Raw genomic sequence first — 18,123 nt, 5'->3', positions numbered from 1 at the left:
CAAAGCACCGATGTGCAATTTTGCCTATCTGTTTGAAGCCGTTAGTTCCTCGTAAACGGCCAAGGTGTCTTTAGCCATTATATCCAGAAGAAACTGATCATTGCGGCGGGGAGGCGCGACCTGGCCCGCAAGGATGGCTGTTATCTGCTCTGCCGCTGCAGTCGTATCACGAACGGCCACTGCTCCCCGGGGATACAGGGCTGCGAGTATCTCTGCTACACCGCCATGAGCGTAGCCCACGACGGGACGCCCTTCGCTGAGAGGTTCGAGAACGGTTCGTCCAAAGGATTCGGGTTGCGTGGAGAGTGACAATACGATATCCGAAACTGAGTAAATATCTCTAAGGTCGCCGCGATGCCCTGCGAAGCTAATGTGCGCGGCCAATCCTCGTTGTTCCACTGCTGCGTAGAGTTCCCGGGCATAGGCAATACGCTTTGGGTCTTCACCACCCACGATCAGGCCGTGCACCGGATGCCCTGAGTCGCGAAGTCGCGCAATCACGTCCATGAAGTCGTGATGGCCCTTAAGACGGGTGAGACGGCCAGCCATGGTGACCACTCGTTGATCCAGCAGCTGTGGAAATTCACGATACCAGTCGGACAGCCATTTCTCGGTGGCCTGATGTCCTCTGGGAAACTCCAAAGGATTAATGCCGCGATAGATCAGCCGGAGTTTCTCTGCGGCGCAACTCGGATAGTTTTGTAGTACGTAGTCTCTGATGGATTCAGAGACCACAATCACCCGCTCACCGCAGGTCACAATCCCGCTGTACCGACTGACCGAGTGCATGCCATGCACCGTGGTCACCAAGCGCGGACGGGTTGCTGGATCCATACCGCGCCATGCTAACCAGCAAACCCAGCCGGGCATTCGTGATCGAAGATGAAGAACGTCAAACTGCTGGGACGCAAGCCAACGACGCAGAGGACGAACATGGCGAAGCGTAAGTGGCGATTTTTTCCCCAGCGCCCATTGAATATGTTTAGAGCCTTGTTTTTCGAGCCGGGTTACAAGACGGCCGCCACCAGAGAGCACGCTGGAATCGTGTCCCGCCTGGACAAGTGCTTTGGCAATATCCAAAGTACCCCGTTCTACACCCCCGGTGTCTAAAGCGGGGAGAACCTGCAATACCTTCATGCTTGCAACTGCTGCTGGTGAAGTTGGGCGTAAAGACCCTGGTTGGCGAGTAATTCTTCGTGCGTGCCCAATTCAACGACGCGGCCCTGATCCATCACTGCAATGCGATCAACCTGCTCTATGGTAGAAAGTCTGTGGGCAATGATGATGGCTGTTCGCCCCGCGAGGATACGCTGCAGGGCTTGCTGAATCAGTCCTTCACTCTCAGCATCCTGTGCTGAGGTAGCCTCGTCCAGAATCAAGATGGGCGCGTTTTTCAGAAATGCCCGAGCCAGTGCCAGCCGCTGGCGCTGACCTCCGGAGAAATCATCGCCTTCTTCTCGCAGTATTGTGTCCAGACCTGCCGGGAGACGACTTACAAAGTCCAAGGCGTTAGCTTGAGAAAGAGCTTCTTTAATGGCCTCGTCACTGGCTCCTGCCAGGTCGCCATAGGCAATGTTTTCACGCACGCTCGCCGCAAAAAGGGTTGTATGTTGACTGACGAAGGCTATCTGGCGTCTAAGCTCTGAAAGGAGGAGCGACTCCATGGGTACCCCGTCCAGAAGCAGGGAGTCTGCAGGTGGGGGGTATTGTGCGGCGAGCAGATTAACCAAGGTGGTTTTACCAGATCCGGAGCGCCCTACAAGAGCCAGTGTTTCGCCAGACGTGATGTCTAGAGAAATACCATGAAGAGTGTCTTCCGCCGTACCAGGATAACGAAAATGCAGATCACATAGAGTGTAAGCACCTTGAGAAGGCTCTTTCAGGGGGCTTCCCGTGGTGCTTTCTGTACTCTGATCGAGGACTTCGAACACGCTCTCGGCGGCGGCAATACCGCGCTGGATTCGAGCGTTAACCTGAGTGAGCTGGCGAAGGGGTTTTGCTACGAGACTAGCGGCAGTTATGTAGGCAAGAAACTGGCCTGCATCCATGCTTCCACGTAGCGCTGGATCCAAACCAAACCAGAAGAGACCTGCAAGCGCTGTGTAGGTGAGCCACTGGATAATCGGCGTGCTGATCTCGTTCACTCGCGCCAGTTTTAGGTCCTGACTCAGGGCATAGCGACTGCGTTCTTCAAAGCGTGAATTCTCCGAGGCGGTGCCACCGTAACCTCTAACCACCGGAAAGCCTCGAATAGCTTCGGCAGCAACACGGGTAATACCGCCCATGGAATCCTGTATCCGACGGCTGTACTTTTTAAACTGAGTAGAGGCGACGCTGATGATGCCGCCGATGATCGGCGCTAGTACGACAAACAGCAGTGAAAGCTTCCAATTGAGATAAAAGATGTAGCTCAGTAGAGCGATTACCGTCAGCCCTTCGCGGACAATCACCTTGATGGCAGTTGATGCCGCGGCGGCAACTTGCTCAATATTGAAAGTAATCAGAGAAATAAGCTCAGCTGAATTGCGCTGGGCCAGATAGGCCGCCGGTAAATTGTTAATGTGAGCGAAGACGTCTAGGCGCAGCTGATTGACCACATGTCGTGCCACGTAGGTAATGTAATAGCTACCCAGGTATGAGCCGATGCCTCGCACGGTAACAATGGCGACGAGTGCCAGCGGTAGGAATAGACGCACGTTCTCAGCTTGGTTTAGGCCAAATCGCTGCTCCCAGCTGCTAAGCGTGCTGGAATTCAGTATGCCTGTGTTGCCAAGAGGACTGCCGTCAAAAGCGGCGGGCAGATATTGCATTAATCCGGCAAAAGCCGACTGGGTCGCCGCGTACAGTACGAAGCCAAACATACTGACCAAGAATGCTGGCCAGAGTGGGCGTACGTAACGCAGCAAGCGCCCGTAGGTTTGCAAGCCCCCGTTGGCTTGCAAGACATTGTCCTGTGTCGGCATGTCGGGCTGTTGAGCGTCTTTATTCAAGTGTCTTAACTAGGCGAAACGTGAGGACATTGTACGGGATGCTTGGGAGTCGGGCATCTGCTGCCCCAGACTTTGCTAGACTCGCCATATCGTCTTTTGAGGAATCACCATGCTCCGATTTGTCCAGGTAAGCTCACTCGTCGCAATGTGCGCCATCGCACCCCAGCTATGGGCCTTTGACGAGCTCGCCTACTACAAGTATCTGCATGAAAACCCCGAGCTTTCTTTTCAGGAAGAGCAAACAGCCGCAACGCTGGCTAAAACGCTGGGAGAAGCAGGTTTTACCGTGACCAGTGGTGTCGGGGGACATGGATTGGTTGCCATGATGCAGAACGGGGAGGGGCCTACCCTTATGGTCCGCGCCGACATGGATGGACTTCCTGTTGAGGAGGATACAGGGCTCTCTTACGCCAGTACCGTGCGTGCAAAAGAGATGAATGGTCAGGATGTTTCCGTTATGCATGCCTGCGGCCACGATGTGCATATGACCGTAGTGACAGCAGCAGCACTGGAACTGGTGAACAGAAGAGATGAGTGGCAGGGAACGCTCATGGTGATTATGCAACCGGCGGAAGAGCGCGGTGCGGGTGCTCGAGACATGCTTAAGGACGGCCTTTTTGAGCGATTCCCTCAGCCTGATTACAATCTGTCGGTGCACACTATTGCGACTCTGCCCGCGGGTAAGATCGGATATATTTCTGGCTGGATGATGGCCAATGTAGACAGCGTGGATATCACGCTCCATGGAGTAGGGGGGCATGGAGCCTATCCCCATACGGCAAAGGACCCTGTTGTTCTCGCTGCTGCCGTAATTATGGATTTGCAAACGCTGGTATCACGATCCATTCATCCAGCGGAGCCCGGCGTGGTCACTGTGGGCTCGATCCATGCCGGCACCAAGCACAACATTATCTCCGATAAAGCGACGCTCCAGTTAACCGTGCGTTCTTACTCAGATGAGGTGCGAGAGACGCTTCTGTCGGGGATAGAGCGCATAACCGTAAAGCAGGCAGAAGCCTTGGGTTTTCCCGACGACCGACTGCCAGAGGTTAAGGTCTTAAACGAATACACTCCGGCGCTTTGGAACGATCCAGAATTGGTTGCCCGGGGCGTTGCCGCAATGCGTGCAGAGCTGGGTGACGATGCGCTGGCTGAGATCCCCAAAGAAATGGGGGGTGAGGACTTCTCCCGCTATGGACGTACCGACGCGAAAATACCCTCTTTCATGATTCGCGTAGGCACTGTGCCTGAGCCACTGTGGGAGGCGGCAGGTCGCGGAGAGGCACGCCTGCCTTCGCTGCATTCAGCGTTCTTTGCACCGGACCCGGTCCCAACTTTAGAGACAGGCCGTCGGGCCGTCACCGCGATGGCCCTGGACCTGTTGGCGAAACCCTGAGGCCTTAGTACTGTGCCGCACAAGGGCTTAGGCAGTTGCTGGCTTTTGCGGCTCCAGGGTCACAGGCTTTTTGTTTTTTCGTGCGGCCCAGCGGTTTCGTAAGTCCGTAGGCAAGGCCAGCAAAGCCGGCGTCGCTATCAGCGTCAGCACTGTTGCGAAGGACAGACCAAACACAATGGCCTGAGACAGCGGGCCCCAGAACGTCGCCATCTGCCCCCCGGCTGTGACACTGCGGTTAACGATATCGATAGATAAATCGCATGCCAGCGGCAGGAGCCCGAAGACCGTTGTTACCGTCGTGAGCATAACGGGTCGGAGTCGCTGGGCTGCGGCGCGCACGATGGCATCTTGCACACTCAGTTCGGGACTTTCTGCCCGCACAACATTATACGTGTCGATCAGTACGATATTGTTGTTCACGACAATACCGGCCAGTGCGACGACCCCCACTCCTGTGAGTATCGCGCTGAAGGGATTGCCGGTGACGATGAGCCCTAGCAGCACGCCGGCAGTGGACATAATGACGGCGAGAAGAATGAGTCCGCTTTGGTAAAAGCTGTTGAACTGGGTGACCAATAACACGAACATTAAAAGAAGTGAGAGCAAAAAGGCACCCTGAACAAACGCCATAGAATCGGCCTGCTCCTCGTTGGCGCCGCGAAACTCAATATTCAGCCGCGGGTCGAAATCTTGAGTATCCAGCCACTCTTGGATTTGCCCCACCATGGTGTCCGCGAGTACGCCCTGAACGACGTTGGCGCGGATACGCTCTACTGGGAAAGTGTCAATACGCTGAAATGTATCCACACCTGGCGCGGGCTGAATTCGTACGAAATTACTCAGGGGTATCTGCCCTTGCTCGGTGCTGATCCGCAAATCATCCATAGCGCGAATACCGCGATCCTGAATTGGGAAACGGGCCCGGATATCTACCGCGTCGTCAGCGCCATCCGGCCGATACTCCGCTACTTTCACCCCGTTTGTAACTAATTGAAGAGCGACTCCCGCCGAGAGCACGTCAGCTCCATACAGAGCGGCTTGCGCTCTATCAACCTGCATACGCCATTCGATCGAAGGCAGGGCGCGGGTATCGTCTATATCGATAAGCTCTGGGAGCGTATCGAGATAGTTATGAATACGCAGCATGGCCGGTTCGAGGAGGTCACGGTGTCTGGATCGGAGCTCGATCTGAATCGGTTTGCCTACCGGAGGACCTTGCTCCATGGCGTTAACTTCTACTTTAATTCCCGCAAAGTCGCCGGTCCGCTCACGCAATTCACGCATGACGGCGAAGCCATCTCTGTCTCGATCCCACTCGGGAACCAGCTCCAGAAAGATGCTGCCAATGCGATCGTTGACGGCACCGCCGCCCATGCCGCCGCCCCCTGAGTTGCCTCCGGGCAGGATCGTGCGGGTATTCACCGATCGAATATCGGGCACCTGTAACACCTGATGTTCGACCTCAAGAACCAGTTTGTTGACGTCGCTCTCAGAGAAGTTGCCGCGGCCGCTAACGGACATGGAGATAAACTGAGGATCGGAATCGTTGAAGAACACCATGCCTGCGCCGTACTTCCCGTAGGCCCAGAAAACGCAAAAAAGTAAGGAGAAAATGGTGCCCACCGTGGTGAGTGGGTGGCCGGTGATCCATGCCATCATTCGAGCATAGGCCCCCGTGATGGTGTTCAGATGCGTGGGGTCTCCATGATCGAGCTCTTCCATTGTCGCCTGCGCTGCGGCGCTGTGCACTGTAGGTTTGCCGAAAATTGAACCCAGTACCGGACCGAATAGCAGTGCGTACACGAGAGAGCCGCTTAGCACTGTGAACACCGTAACGGGTAGGTAGCGCATAAACTGGCCAGCGATGCCGGGCCAAAAGATCAGCGGGAGGAACGCGGCGAGCGTGGTTGCCGTGGACGCAGTCACTGGCCAGAACATACGTTTTACAGCCTCGGAGTAGGCTTCTTTATGTTCAACGCCTTCGCTCATTTTACGATCGGCATACTCGGTGACGACGATAGCGCCATCAATGAGCATTCCGAGCCCCAATAACATGCCGAACATCACCATGAAATTGAAGGTGTAGCCCAACTGATAAATGATGATGATCGAGAATAAAAGCGAGAAAGGGATTCCCAGGCCAACGATCACACCGCTTCGAAAGCCCATTGCAGCGACTACGATAACCATGACTAATGCGAGTGCAGTCATAATATTGCCCTGCAGTTCGGTCACTTGGACCTGCGCAAACTCGGCTGTGTTTTGTGAGGGGACGACGGCGATTGTCGAGGGCAGCCCCACCGTGGCCTCTTCCACGATTTTCAACACTGCTTCTGAGGTGTCAATCACGTTAGCATCAACGCGTTTTTTGACCTCGATCGTCATCGTTTCAACACCGTTGAAGCGCGCGTGACTGGCCCGATCCTTGAAAGTGCGGCGTATGCTGGCGACGTCAGAGAGTGTCACCACTGAGTCACCACTGACCTGTACGGGTAGGCCCATAATGTCACTGGCGGACTCTACAACGGAAGGTACTTTGACAGAGAACCTGCCCTGGCCTGTATCGACACTCCCCGCGGGAATCAGTCGGTTGTTTCGTTGAAGGATGTTAACCAGCGCCTCGCTGGAGATCTGATATGCCTCCAGGGCCTGGGGATCGATGATAACCTCGAGGACTTCCTCGCGATCACCACGAATATCGGCACTCAGTACTGACGGGATTGATTCAATGTCGTCTCGCAGGCTTAGCGCCGTTTCGTAAATCTGTCGCTCGCTCGCGCCCCGACTAAGCAGATTAATCTGGATTAGCGGGAAATCATCTACGTCGAGTTCGCGGACAATCGGCTCTTCGGCGGTGGAGGGTATTTCAGATTTCCCTCTGTTCACAGCCTCTCGCACATCCGAAAGCGCGACGTTAAGGTCGACACTGGGCTCGAACTCTACAAACAGCGTGGCATAACCTTCTGAAGCAGTCGCGCTAATCTCCTTTATCCCCTCAATCTTGCGCAGCTCGATCTCCATGGGTTGGATAAGTAAGCGCTCGGAGTCCTCGGGGGCAATCCCCTCATGAGGAATCCCGATATAGAAGTAGGGCAATACGATGTGTGGATCGTTAGCTATGGGTAAGGCTGATCGTGAAATCAAGCCTGCCAGGACCAGCACGCCCATCAGCATGAGCGTGCTACGCGATCGGTTGATCGCCTTGTCTATATAGCTGCTCATAGCAGGCTGGCCGTGGCGGGTGAAAGGCTGTCATCCAGGGTATCAACCTCTTGGCCTTTGGAGACAAACTCATGACCCACAGTAATTAGACGCACTACGCCTGGAAGTCCCGTCACCCAGGCGCCATCGGCGGCATCTTCTACGATAGTTACCGGATGGAATACCACCCGGCTATCGCGGTCTACGGCCCTCAGGCCAATTAGGCCGGCATCGTTCAGAGTAAACAACGCGGGCGACACACGGTGCGCCAAGACCGTTTCTGTCTCGACACTGGCTACGGTCGTGAGGCCAGCTCTTAAGCGGTAATCGCTGTTGGGCACTGTGATTTCGACAGGGTAAGTGCGTGTGATTTCGTCAGAAACACTGCCCACGAAAGTGACTTTCCCAGTGAGCTTTTCATTGGTGCTGGTGCGTGCGGTGACCGAGCCGCCAAGACTTAAATAGTTGATATCTCTTTCGGACACATTGGCTGAGATCAGCAGGGGGTCCAGGTCAATCAGCGTCGCACAAGGTGCCCCGACAGCAGCGAGATCCCCGACATCCATGTGTAGTGTTTCAATCACTCCAGCAAAGGGCGCAACAATGCGAGTACGTTGGAGGTTGAGCTTTTGGCGGGCAAGGCCTGCGCGGGCTGATTCGAGCTCAGCCGCTACTTGTGCGATGCGGATCTTTGAGAGTAGATTCTTGTCCTGTAGCTCCAAAGCGCCGCGATACTCTATCTCCGCTTGGGATAGCGCCGATTCCGCCTCCAGAACCGAAGCTCGACGATCGTCTACCGCCAGTTCGCATAGCAACGCGCCTTCCTCAACACGATCGCCGCGCTCCACCGGACGAGCTACTACACGCCCCGTCGTCTCGGCACTGACCTTGGCTATACGCTTGCTGGCAGTTTTACCACGCAAAATCCGTGTCAGGGTGCGCTGTTCAGCATTGAACTGGCGTACACGAACACGAGGCAAATCTTGCTCCTGATCAGCCAGAGCCACCGTTTTCGTGTCCAATGTGGGTTCGGGTCCGGCGTTGAACAATCCAGACGCAAGCCACAGGAGCAAGCCAACGCCGATAAGCGTGGCGATTATGAGATTCTTTTTCATGATGGTTTTCGCAAAGTCGTTGGCTCATTATACCGCCTGCCCGGGGTTTCCCGGGACGGGCAAGGGCAAAATATTCACAGACAAAGTACGCAGTTTGCTGGCTTTTGGGTTTGTCGAAGGGTGCTTAACTCAATATTGGAAGTAGGGTGCTGGGCGGATTAGGGGCTAGTTCTGGCAAGAATGGCCGGCGGACGGTATTCTCACTGTGGAAAAGTCAGTATGATCGTGCGTCGATCAGCCTTGAACAGGGAGATAGGGTATATGGCACTGGTAGAATTCAACAAAGTAAGACAGCTTTTTGGTGAAGCTCCGCAGACGGCGGATTCTGATCTTTTCAGGGAGCTGTTTGTGCTGGTTCTGTCTCGCGCAACGGATGCCGATGCGTACACGCACCCGGCAGAAATCGCTACGGTTCAGGCGGTTATCAAAGAAGAGCTTGGCGAAGATCTCTCAGACAGTGAGGTGAGAACCGCCGCGCTATCGAAAATCTATGAGTCCACACCACTGCCCAAGTGCTTGATGAACGCGGCGCCCAAGCTGAACATGGATCAGCGGAGAGCGATTCTGCGTGGTCTGGTAGCGGTGATGCACGCTGACGACAATATTTCATCACGCGAGGCAGAGTTCTTTAATATGGTTGTTTCGGCGCTGGGTTTGTCTGCTGCTGACGCTGCAGGATTAATTGTCGCCTAAAGCACCCCCGTCCCGATAAGGTAATGCCTAGGTTTGCCGGGCATTACCGATCTTTGATCGAAGCATTTCCTTGTTCTTTCCAAATCGCGCCAAGCACTAAGTGCCCTCAAGCGGCTCAAACTTGGGGCGTACGACCGCAGAGTACCTCCTGAAACACCTCGGTATCGACGTTACCCCCGCAAAGAATGACGGCGATCCTTTGGCCCGCGTTGATGTCCCTCTCCTGAACGGCCGCGGCTAGCGGTGCCGCGCCAGCCCCTTCGCTGACATTGTGTGTGCAGCGGAAGTACAGGCGCATAGCGTGGGCGATCTCATCATCACTAACCGCTATTACGCGCTGTGCTCCTTCTCTGTAAATCGCCAGGGCCTCTGGGACTACGGAGCGAACGGCAACGCCGTCGGCAAAAGTACGCGCAGACGCGGTAGTCTCGGCTTTGCCGCTAAGAAAAGCCTGTTGCGCCGCCGTTGCTTCCGTAGAAACAACGCCAATCACTTCAGTGTCCAAGCCCATAGCATCCCTCGCTGCGATGACCGCGCAGATGCCCGAGCCGCAGCCAATGGGTACGTAGACTCGCTTGATGTCAGGTACGGCCGAAAATAGCTCCAGGGCGTAGCTTGCGACACCCGATACCAACGCGTGGTGGAATGGGGGAACCAGATAAAGATCCTCCAGCGCAGCCAAACGCTTAGCCTCTTCTCGGGATTCATCAAAGTCCTTACCGTGCTCGATCAGCTTCGCACCAAAGCTGCGCATGGCATCGTTTTTTTCTCGTGCGTTGCCCCGGGGAACTACAATCGTCGCTTTGAGCCCGGCAGCGGCGGCAGCACGAGCCTGACTTTGGCCATGATTACCCCGGGTTGCGGTGGCGATACCACGACACTCCGGGTGATTTTCACGTAACCAATCAATGAAAGTGATGCCCCCTCGCACTTTAAATGCCCCGGCAGGCGTGTGGTTCTCATGCTTTACCCAAAGCTCAGCTCCAAGCTCAGCAGCTAGCATCGGCCAGGCGTACTGTGGAGTGGCCGGCATCGCTGCGTAGACTCAGTTTGCCGCTGCTCTTAAAGATGCCAGGGACGGGGGGGTGTCAGACATTTTTCTTTCTCGACTCTACGCGATTGGCTATCCACATCCCGGCTATCATTGCGGCAAAGAAGTAGTAGGTGCCTGCGTCTCCATAAAACAACGCTGTAACGGCGGGCCCGGGGCAGAACCCGTAGATGCCCCATCCGATGCCAAAGAGGGCGGCACCTCCGAGAAGCCTGCCATCGATCGCACGTTTCACAGGAAAGTGAAAACTGGGGGCAAACAGCGGTCTTTGTTGACGCCGCACAAGTGAAAAACCAACGAGGGTGACCATCACCGCGGAACCCATCACCAGCAATAACGCGGGCTGCCAATTTCCAAAGACATCGAGAAACCCCAGGACTTTATCCCGGTCGGTCATGCCGGAAAGCACAAGTCCAAAGCCAAAGATCAACCCACTGAGAAGGCCGGCCAGAGGTCTCATAAGCCAACGCCAAGGACGTGGCGAGCGACGTAGACCGTGATAATGCCACTCCCCATAAACGTTATGGTAGCGGCAGTAGAGCGTGGAGCGACAAGGCCAATGCCGCAGACGCCGTGGCCGCTGGTACAGCCTTTGCCCCACCTTGTTCCCAATCCCACCAATAGTCCTCCGACCACAGCCCAGGATGTGGGTAAGTTCTGAGGCGAGGGTAAAGGGATTTCCAATAGTTTGTGTGCTGCGACGCCGCCGCCTACGAGCCCCAGTAGAAAAAGCCAGCGCCATAGATGCGTTGCCTGTTCTGTGAGTGCCCCCCAAAGAATGCCACTTACACCGGCGATTCTTCCGGCAAGGGACAGAAGCACCACTGCCGATGTGCCTATACATAAGCCGCCGATTACGGCCATCCACAGTTCTGTGTTCATGCTGCTCTTTAAGTCCTGTTGAAAGCGCGGGCGCTATCTTGATCGTGAGACCTTGGAATGACAAGCTGTAAAAGGATTTGAAACAATTCAACGCGCCGACAGGCAAAGGAGTATCCGGGTGGTTGCAGCCTCGTTAGACGACAGGAAAGACGAAGACGAGGTCGACGAAGTAACTTCTGACGCCCTTGTGGTGGCTCCGCTGGCGGGTTTGCGCTTTATTCCTTTCCGGCGCAATGATGTTTTGCAGATGCTTCGCGCTGAAGAGCGTCTCGGTGAATCTACAAGACAACGCTTTGAAACCGCCGCAAAGTCCATCGAGAACGCGTTTCGCGATGAGTTCCACGTAATCCGCCAGGAACTCAAAGAGTGTTACGCAAGCCTTGACCCGGATGCGGACACACGACAGTTTCCAAAGGTCGCGCCCTCGGGAGAGGATACGACCGATTCGCTCGCGAGTCGTTTGGAGGTTTTACTCAATCGAGCAAATTACGAAGTGCTCACCGATGAGCAGTTAAAGAAGGCGTTTCGCAGTTCTTCGCTTTTTCAAATACGGCTCCGCGTCGATCTCAAGGATTTTGATAATGTGCTTTTGTACTGCCGCGGCAGCAACGAACGCACGGAGACTGTTCGTTTGTTCTTCGGCTTGATAAAGCGCAAGGCGAAGTTTCTTAACTACGACCGCGTCGTACTGTTTTTACGCTTTGCCGACCGGGGAGTGAAGACGGATAGGGAGTTCACTCCCGGCCGAGTGATGATTAAGTTGTTTCAGAATGTTCCTGATGCGGATTTGGAGATGTTGTTTCCCAATACTCGCGTCGCCATGCGCTGGAGCGATCGGCTCCTTATTGGTGTGCCTGCACTGGCCAGTGGGGCGATAGTAGCGACCACTAAGCTCGGAGCGCCACTGGTTCTGTTGGGAGCCTTGGGCGGTTTTTGGCTGGGGTTTCACAGCGACCCCGTGGTTTTGGACAAACGGGGCCTGCTGCTGATCGGTGCGGGCTTTGGAGCTCTTGGGGCGTACCTTTGGAAGCAGTGGTCCAGTTATCGAAACCGTAAGAACCGCTTTCGCCAAGCGCTTACCCGGGACCTCTACTTCAAATTGCTCGATAACAATGGAGGCGTTCTCTTACGAGTACTGGACGATGCAGAGGACTCTGAGTGCAAAGAGGCCTTTGTAGCTTTGTATTTTTTACTTGCCGAAAGCAGGCCTGTCACCGCTGAACACCTCGATGCAGTTATCGAAGAATGGTTCGCGAAACGTTGGCAGGCTCACCTCGACTTTGAGATAGCTGATGCCCTGCAAAAGCTCGTTTCACTCGGGCTGGCGAGGGAGGATGAGGGCCTGTGGAGCGCGATTGATTCCGAGCCTACTATTGACTCCGACTCACTGTGAAAGGGTTCGACAACACGGGGTCGACTGAGCCCCTGCAGCCAGGTTTGCTGGGCCTGATTTATCGCCGCCTGGCGCCCGTGCTAAAAGAAAACCGTCCTCGCGTCTTGCTTGCTTTGTTATGCCTGATAGCCGCCAAAGGCGGTCTCTTACTGATCCCGTTTCTGCTCAAGGCACTGGTAGACGGCCTTGATGCAGGCGCCGAAGCAACCAGTCTGATGCTTTTGCTCCTCCTGGTGCTTGCCTACGGTGCTGCGCGCTTGGCCAACACGCTGTTTGGAGAGTTGAGGGATACGCTCTTTGGTCGCGTTACAGAAAGAGCGATGCGTCGTATTGGCATTCAGGTCTTTCGCCACGTCCACAGCCTTGATCTGGACTTTCATTTGAATAGGCGCACCGGAGGTCTTGCACGAGACATCGAGCGAGGCACCTCTGGAATCAGCTTTTTGCTGCGTTTCTTTATCTTCAATATTGCGCCGACGCTTTTTGAGATCGCCATGGTTACGGGCATTTTGCTGCTCAGCTATGGGTGGCCCTACGCGGTAATCGTTCTCACTTCTGTCACTCTCTATGGTCTGTATTCCTTTCGTGCCACCGCGTGGCGGACTCGTTTTGTTCGGGAGGTCAATGAAGCGGACTCGAGCAGTAACACTCGTTCTGTGGATAGCTTGCTCAATTACGAAACGGTGAAGTACTTCACTAACGAAGAGTTCGAAGCGGAGCGTTACGACGAATCTCTTGCTACCTGGGAAGTGGCTCGCCGAAAAAACCGGCTGTCACTCTTTGCACTCAATGGGGGGCAGGCACTGATCATTGCTTTCTCCCAAACGTCTATGCTCGCCTTGGCGGCCTGGCAGGTACAAGGCGGCGACATGAGCCTGGGCGACTTTGTGCTGGTCAATCAATTTATGTTGCAGCTGTTTATGCCCCTGGGTTTTCTGGGGTTCGTATACCGAGAGATAAAAAGTTCTCTTGCGAACATTGAACGTCTCTTTGCCCTTCTGGATCGGCAGCCCAAGGTGTCAGACAAGAGCGATGCCAAGGACTTGGAGGTTAATGCTTCGAACTTAAGCTTCAATGCGGTGAGTTTTTCTTATGAAGATTCAAGACCTATCCTTAAGGACGTGAGTTTCTCGATCAAGGGCGGAGAGAAAGTCGCAGTGGTTGGCGCCAGTGGTGCCGGTAAGTCAACGTTGGTGAAGCTTTTGTTTCGTTTTTATGATCCCCACTCTGGAGCGGTAACTATCGATGGTCAGGACCTTCGAGATCTAAGCCAGCGATCCGTGCGACGGCAAATTGCCATCGTGCCTCAGGACTGCGTACTGTTTAATGACACGCTGCGAGAAAACATACGCTATGGCAATCCCGAGGCGGGTGACGATGATTTATTCAAAGCTATAGCGACGGCACACCTGGAGGGCTTCGTCGCGCGCCTTCCCAAGGGGCTAGACACTGTAGTGGGGGAGCGGGGCTTGAAGCTTTCCGGCGGAGAGAGACAGCGGGTGGGTATTGCCCGCGCTGCAATTAAAGATGCTCCTATCCTGGTTTTTGATGAGGCGACGTCGAGCTTGGACAGCCGCTCGGAGCAGGCTGTATTGGATGCTTTTTCTTCCATGGCGCAGCAACACACGACGTTAGTCATTGCTCATAGACTCTCTACCGTCATAGACGCTGACCGAATTGTGGTTTTACACAGTGGAAAAGTTGTCGAGCAGGGGAAACACCATGACCTGCTTCTTGAGAACGGGTATTATTCGCAACTTTGGCAGGCTCAGCAGCGCCGCAGCGAACAGGACTAGTGTGACCGTAACTCTTTGGACATTGATCAAGGGCCAGTCTGGAGCGATCGATGGCTTCGACGAAACGCTCCAGGATGAATACCGGATTCGGTTAATGGAGCTGGGTTTTCACCCTGGGGAGATGGTGAGCTGTCTTCAGGCACCTGCTCTGGGTGCTCCAAAGGTTTATCGCGTTGCCAATACTGTGTTCTCCCTGGATGACGAAGTTGCAAGCCACGTCCGCATACGGCCTAAAACTAATGACTGATAATACCCGCAAGGAACCGCACAAAGCCCTCCTTATCGGTAGCCCCAATTGCGGAAAGACGCTGCTCTTTAATCGTCTGACGGGCTTGCAGCATCGCGTTGCCAACTTTCCGGGTATCACGGTGGAGATAGCCAGCGGAAAGCTTTCCGGACATCCGGGAGTCACGCTTTATGACTACCCGGGCACCTATTCCTTACAAGCGATTTCCGGGGAAGAGCGAGTAGCGGTTGAACAATTTGAACTGGCTCTCAAGGACAGGGAATTAGGAGTAGTGCTCTGCGTCATTGACGTTACCCGACTCGAGAAGAGTCTGTACTTCGCCCTTCAGGTTATCCGGGAGTGCGGCCGAGCTGGAAAGCCTGTGCTTGTGCTTGCGAACATGATTGATGTGCTGGAGAACCACCGCATCAATATAGATTTGGAGGCGCTGGGCCGTGATATGGGGGCCCCGGTGCTGGGTATTTCCGCTCGCACCGGCCAGGGGCTGGAGCGTCTTGATGCCACGGTTACAGAGCAGTTATCGAATCCGGTCTGCCCAAGCGATCATCAGGAGCCAGATATTCTGCTGCGCGGCAATGCCCACCAGCTCGCTCGAAGCTACGGGCCGAAAGGTGACATTCTTCTGCGCACCCAAAACCGATTAGACGCTTTTTTTCTGCATACAGGTTTTGGCGGTATCGCGTTTTTCGCCATCATGTATCTGTTGTTCCAGTCGATTTTCACCTGGTCAACGCCCGCAATGGACGCGGTGGAGCAAGGACTCGTTTGGATATCAGATCGAGTGGTTCCAATGATCGACACGCCGCTATTGAAAGATTTTACGGCAGATGCTCTGTTCTCCGGTCTGGGTGCGTTTTTGGTTTTCGTGCCGCAAATCTTTGTGCTCACCTTTGTCATCGGTTTGTTGGAAGACTCGGGCTACATGGCTCGAGCAGCGCTGATTTGTCACCGCCCCCTACGTTTCTTCGGGCTGACGGGTAAAAGTTTTATTCCTATGTTGTCGGGTGTTGCCTGCGCTATACCCGGAATCTATGCAGCACGTTCTATTGATTCACCCAGGCGTCGTTTTTTGACCTACATGGCGATTCCTCTCATGCCATGTTCTGCACGTCTGCCGGTATACACGCTTTTGATCGCTGCATTTATTCCCAGTACCACGGCCCTCGGAGGATTGGTGGGCTATCAGGGCTTGGCGATGTTTCTGGTGTATTTTTTTGGGATGCTCTGCGGACTCTTGGTGACAGCGATGGTGTCGCGCTTTAGTAACTCGGAGGAAACTGACTTGCCCTTCGTCCTCGAAATGCCGGCATACCGGTTACCGACGCTGGTCCCTTTGCTAAGGAAGTCCTGGCGACGTTGTCAGCATTTTATTACCAAGGCTGGAGGCATCATTGTCGCGGTGACTTTCGTGATTTGGTTCCTTGGTTATTTTCCAAATTACGGTGCTGACCTGGGGGCCTCGTGGCTTGGGCAGATTGGTCGTTTTGTAGAGCCCGTGTTCGCACCTCTTGGATTGGACTGGCGTTACGGAGTTGCGGTGATGAGTTCTTTCCTCGCACGGGAAGTGTTCGTTGGCACGCTGGGCGTGATATTCGGCATCGAGGGCGCGGAAGAAAACATGGTCCCTCTTGTTGCGCAGATTCAGAACAGCGATTTGGGCATAGCTTCAGGGGTGTCCTTGTTGGTGTTCTTCGCCGTGGCACTGATGTGTGTTTCTACCATGGCGGTGCTCAGCAAAGAGGCTGCGTCCAATCGCCTGGCCATCAGGATGTTTCTGGCCTATAGCGGTATGGCGTATGTTCTGGCGTTGTTGGCTTATCAGTTAGTCAGCCTACTTGGTGGATGACATCCGCAGCGCCCTTGCTAGAATGCTGAGTCTCCGAATAACAGGATAATCGCGCGGACTCGCTCGGCTAATGTTTGATCGTGCTTCATACAACCCAGTGACAGCCATGCGCGTCTCCTTGGTCGCGTTTTTGCTGGTGTTCTTACCGGCGTTCATGCTCACTGGCTGTCAGCCCAGGGTGGAGCTTCATATCGCTTTCGCTCCATGGGTTGGCTATGAAACTTTGAGCCTGGCTGACGAGTTTAATTGGCTCCCCGAGGGAGCGGTGCTCCGTCGTACTGCATCTGGGGGGGAGTCCATGGAGGCGCTACGCTCCGGAGAAGTCCAAGTCGCCGCGCTGACTCTTGATGAAGCCCTTCGCTTGCGTACTGAGCTGCCGAAAATCGCCATTGTCCTTGTGATGGATGAGTCCGCCGGCGCGGATGTCGTGCTCGCCAAGGCGCCTCTAAAAAGTGTCCGTGATCTTAGGGGAGCCCGCGTTGCCGTCGAGTTAGGTAGCGTGAGTGAATTCTTACTGCGTATGGCCTTAGATGCCGAAGACCTAAACATGGAGGACATCGAGGTTGTTGATCTATCCGGTAGTGATCTCCTGGCGGCCTTTGAGCAGGGTGTGGTCGATGCCGTCGTTGCTTATCCGCCGCTGGCCGATGACATCTCCGCGTTGGGTGCTACAAGGGTCTTTGATAGTAGTGAGGCTTCCAACACGATTTTTGATGTGCTCGTGGTTAATCGTCCGAGCCTAATCAATCGTCAAGAGGTTCTGTCGCAAGTTATTGCGGCCCATTTTAAGGCGCTAAGTCACCTTGACCGAAACGCTGATGATGCCGTGTATCGCTACGCTGAGTATCAAGGTTCAAGTGCGGCGGAGGTGAAAGCGACTCTGACAAAAATACGTCTTCCGCGCTTACAGGGTGTAAGAGCTTTGTTAGCACCGGATGGCGCGATAGAAGAAACCGCGCGCCGGATGCTCGCAGAGAAGATGGTTTCGCCGTCTGATGCGGGTTTGCCAAGATTGATAGATTCGCAATACTTGCCCAGGGCCGTTCAATGAGTCCTTGGTCCATGGCCAAGGGATTGCTCTCCACCGTGCTGTTTTTTGTGCTGGCGAGCTCGGCTACCCATAACAGCTATTCCCAGGGCAACGAGCAAGTGACTATTGCCGTGCTCCAATTCGACACTCAAGAGGCAGTCGCCCGCCAAATGCGCCCTTGGCTCGAAGGTCTAAATGAGCAGTTTGCAGATGTTCAATTCACCCTTGAAGTGTTGTCGATTGACGAGTTGGATGCGCTGGCCCGAGGGGGGAAGAGTGCGATCGTAGTTTCTGATCCCTATCACTATCTTCGTCTTCGTGCCTCGGACCGAATGACTTCTGCTTTTGCGACTATGTATCGTTCGTCTGAAGCGGGAAATATCGGGAGCCTGGGCGGCACGATACTAGTGTCCTCCCAGCGTGAAGATCTCAAGTCACTTTTGGATCTTCGCGGCAAGACTGTTGCGATTGGTGACTTCCGCA

14 protein-coding genes and 1 pseudogene are annotated in these 18,123 nt (G+C 54.6%); 8 read left to right on the top strand and 7 right to left on the bottom strand.

Translation table 11 applies throughout. The features are described from left to right. Nucleotides 1-24: 24 nt before the first annotated feature. A complete protein-coding gene (locus tag AB8B76_RS04780; protein WP_405270786.1) occupies nucleotides 25-1,137 on the bottom strand; it encodes a glycosyltransferase family 4 protein in 1,113 nt (370 codons plus the stop codon). Continuing rightward, nucleotides 1,134-2,963, bottom strand: coding sequence for a lipid A export permease/ATP-binding protein MsbA (msbA, locus tag AB8B76_RS04775; protein ID WP_405270785.1), 1,830 nt, complete (start codon nucleotides 2,961-2,963; stop codon nucleotides 1,134-1,136). Before msbA ends, AB8B76_RS04780 begins: the two co-directional genes overlap by 4 nt. Nucleotides 2,964-3,099: 136 nt before the next feature. On the opposite strand from msbA, the gene AB8B76_RS04770 reads away from it, so the two are divergent. Next, entirely contained in the window at nucleotides 3,100-4,386 is a 1,287-nt protein-coding gene (locus AB8B76_RS04770; protein WP_405270784.1) for an amidohydrolase, read from the top strand. A 27-nt stretch (nucleotides 4,387-4,413) separates the two neighbouring features. Here AB8B76_RS04770 and AB8B76_RS04765 read toward each other — a convergent pair whose 3' ends face one another. Both AB8B76_RS04765 and AB8B76_RS04760 read right to left on the bottom strand, forming a co-directional pair. Continuing rightward, nucleotides 4,414-7,608, bottom strand: coding sequence for an efflux RND transporter permease subunit (locus AB8B76_RS04765; protein ID WP_405270783.1), 3,195 nt, complete (start codon nucleotides 7,606-7,608; stop codon nucleotides 4,414-4,416). Further along, nucleotides 7,605-8,702 (bottom strand): efflux RND transporter periplasmic adaptor subunit, encoded by a 1,098-nt coding sequence (locus tag AB8B76_RS04760; RefSeq protein ID WP_405270781.1) that lies wholly within the window; start codon nucleotides 8,700-8,702, stop codon nucleotides 7,605-7,607. The genes AB8B76_RS04765 and AB8B76_RS04760 overlap by 4 nt, the downstream gene beginning before the upstream one ends. A 261-nt stretch (nucleotides 8,703-8,963) precedes the next feature. Here AB8B76_RS04760 and AB8B76_RS04755 point away from each other — a divergent pair, with 261 nt between their 5' ends. Continuing rightward, nucleotides 8,964-9,395, top strand: coding sequence for a TerB family tellurite resistance protein (locus tag AB8B76_RS04755; RefSeq protein WP_405270780.1), 432 nt, complete (start codon nucleotides 8,964-8,966; stop codon nucleotides 9,393-9,395). A 115-nt stretch (nucleotides 9,396-9,510) separates the two neighbouring features. On the opposite strand, the gene AB8B76_RS04750 is transcribed toward AB8B76_RS04755, so the two are convergent. From AB8B76_RS04750 to AB8B76_RS04740, 3 genes and pseudogenes are all read right to left on the bottom strand, one after another. Beyond that, nucleotides 9,511-10,428 carry a threonine dehydratase gene (locus AB8B76_RS04750; RefSeq protein ID WP_405270778.1) on the bottom strand — a complete coding sequence of 306 codons (918 nt, stop codon included), beginning with the start codon at nucleotides 10,426-10,428 and terminating at the stop codon, nucleotides 9,511-9,513. Between the two features lie 55 nt (nucleotides 10,429-10,483). Continuing rightward, entirely contained in the window at nucleotides 10,484-10,906 is a 423-nt protein-coding gene (locus tag AB8B76_RS04745) for a DUF6691 family protein (protein ID WP_405270776.1), read from the bottom strand. Next, a pseudogene (locus AB8B76_RS04740) lies at nucleotides 10,903-11,337 on the bottom strand (YeeE/YedE family protein); the annotation flags it as partial. The gene AB8B76_RS04745 and the pseudogene AB8B76_RS04740, both read right to left, overlap by 4 nt. 109 nt (nucleotides 11,338-11,446) lie before the next feature. Here AB8B76_RS04740 and AB8B76_RS04735 point away from each other — a divergent pair. The 6 genes from AB8B76_RS04735 to AB8B76_RS04710 all read left to right on the top strand — a co-directional run. Beyond that, complete coding sequence (locus AB8B76_RS04735; protein ID WP_405270774.1) at nucleotides 11,447-12,721, top strand: TMEM143 family protein; 1,275 nt, start codon at nucleotides 11,447-11,449, stop codon at nucleotides 12,719-12,721. 32 nt (nucleotides 12,722-12,753) lie between these two features. Beyond that, nucleotides 12,754-14,517 carry an ABCB family ABC transporter ATP-binding protein/permease gene (locus tag AB8B76_RS04730; RefSeq protein WP_405270874.1) on the top strand — a complete coding sequence of 588 codons (1,764 nt, stop codon included), beginning with the start codon at nucleotides 12,754-12,756 and terminating at the stop codon, nucleotides 14,515-14,517. A 1-nt stretch (nucleotide 14,518) separates the two neighbouring features. Further along, entirely contained in the window at nucleotides 14,519-14,764 is a 246-nt protein-coding gene (locus AB8B76_RS04725; RefSeq protein ID WP_405270772.1) for a ferrous iron transport protein A, read from the top strand. Next, entirely contained in the window at nucleotides 14,757-16,610 is a 1,854-nt protein-coding gene (locus tag AB8B76_RS04720) for a ferrous iron transporter B (RefSeq protein ID WP_405270771.1), read from the top strand. Before AB8B76_RS04725 ends, AB8B76_RS04720 begins: the two co-directional genes overlap by 8 nt. A 106-nt stretch (nucleotides 16,611-16,716) precedes the next feature. After that, a complete protein-coding gene (locus AB8B76_RS04715) occupies nucleotides 16,717-17,661 on the top strand; it encodes an ABC transporter substrate-binding protein (protein WP_405270769.1) in 945 nt (314 codons plus the stop codon). Then, a partial coding sequence (locus tag AB8B76_RS04710) for a PhnD/SsuA/transferrin family substrate-binding protein (RefSeq protein ID WP_405270767.1) occupies nucleotides 17,658-18,123 on the top strand: 466 nt, incomplete at its 3' end. The genes AB8B76_RS04715 and AB8B76_RS04710, both read left to right, overlap by 4 nt.

Source organism: Congregibacter sp. (assembly GCF_045107095.1).
In the GTDB taxonomy this organism is placed as follows: Bacteria; Pseudomonadota; Gammaproteobacteria; order Pseudomonadales; family Halieaceae; genus Congregibacter.
This window is presented reverse-complemented; position numbering and strand designations above follow the sequence as displayed.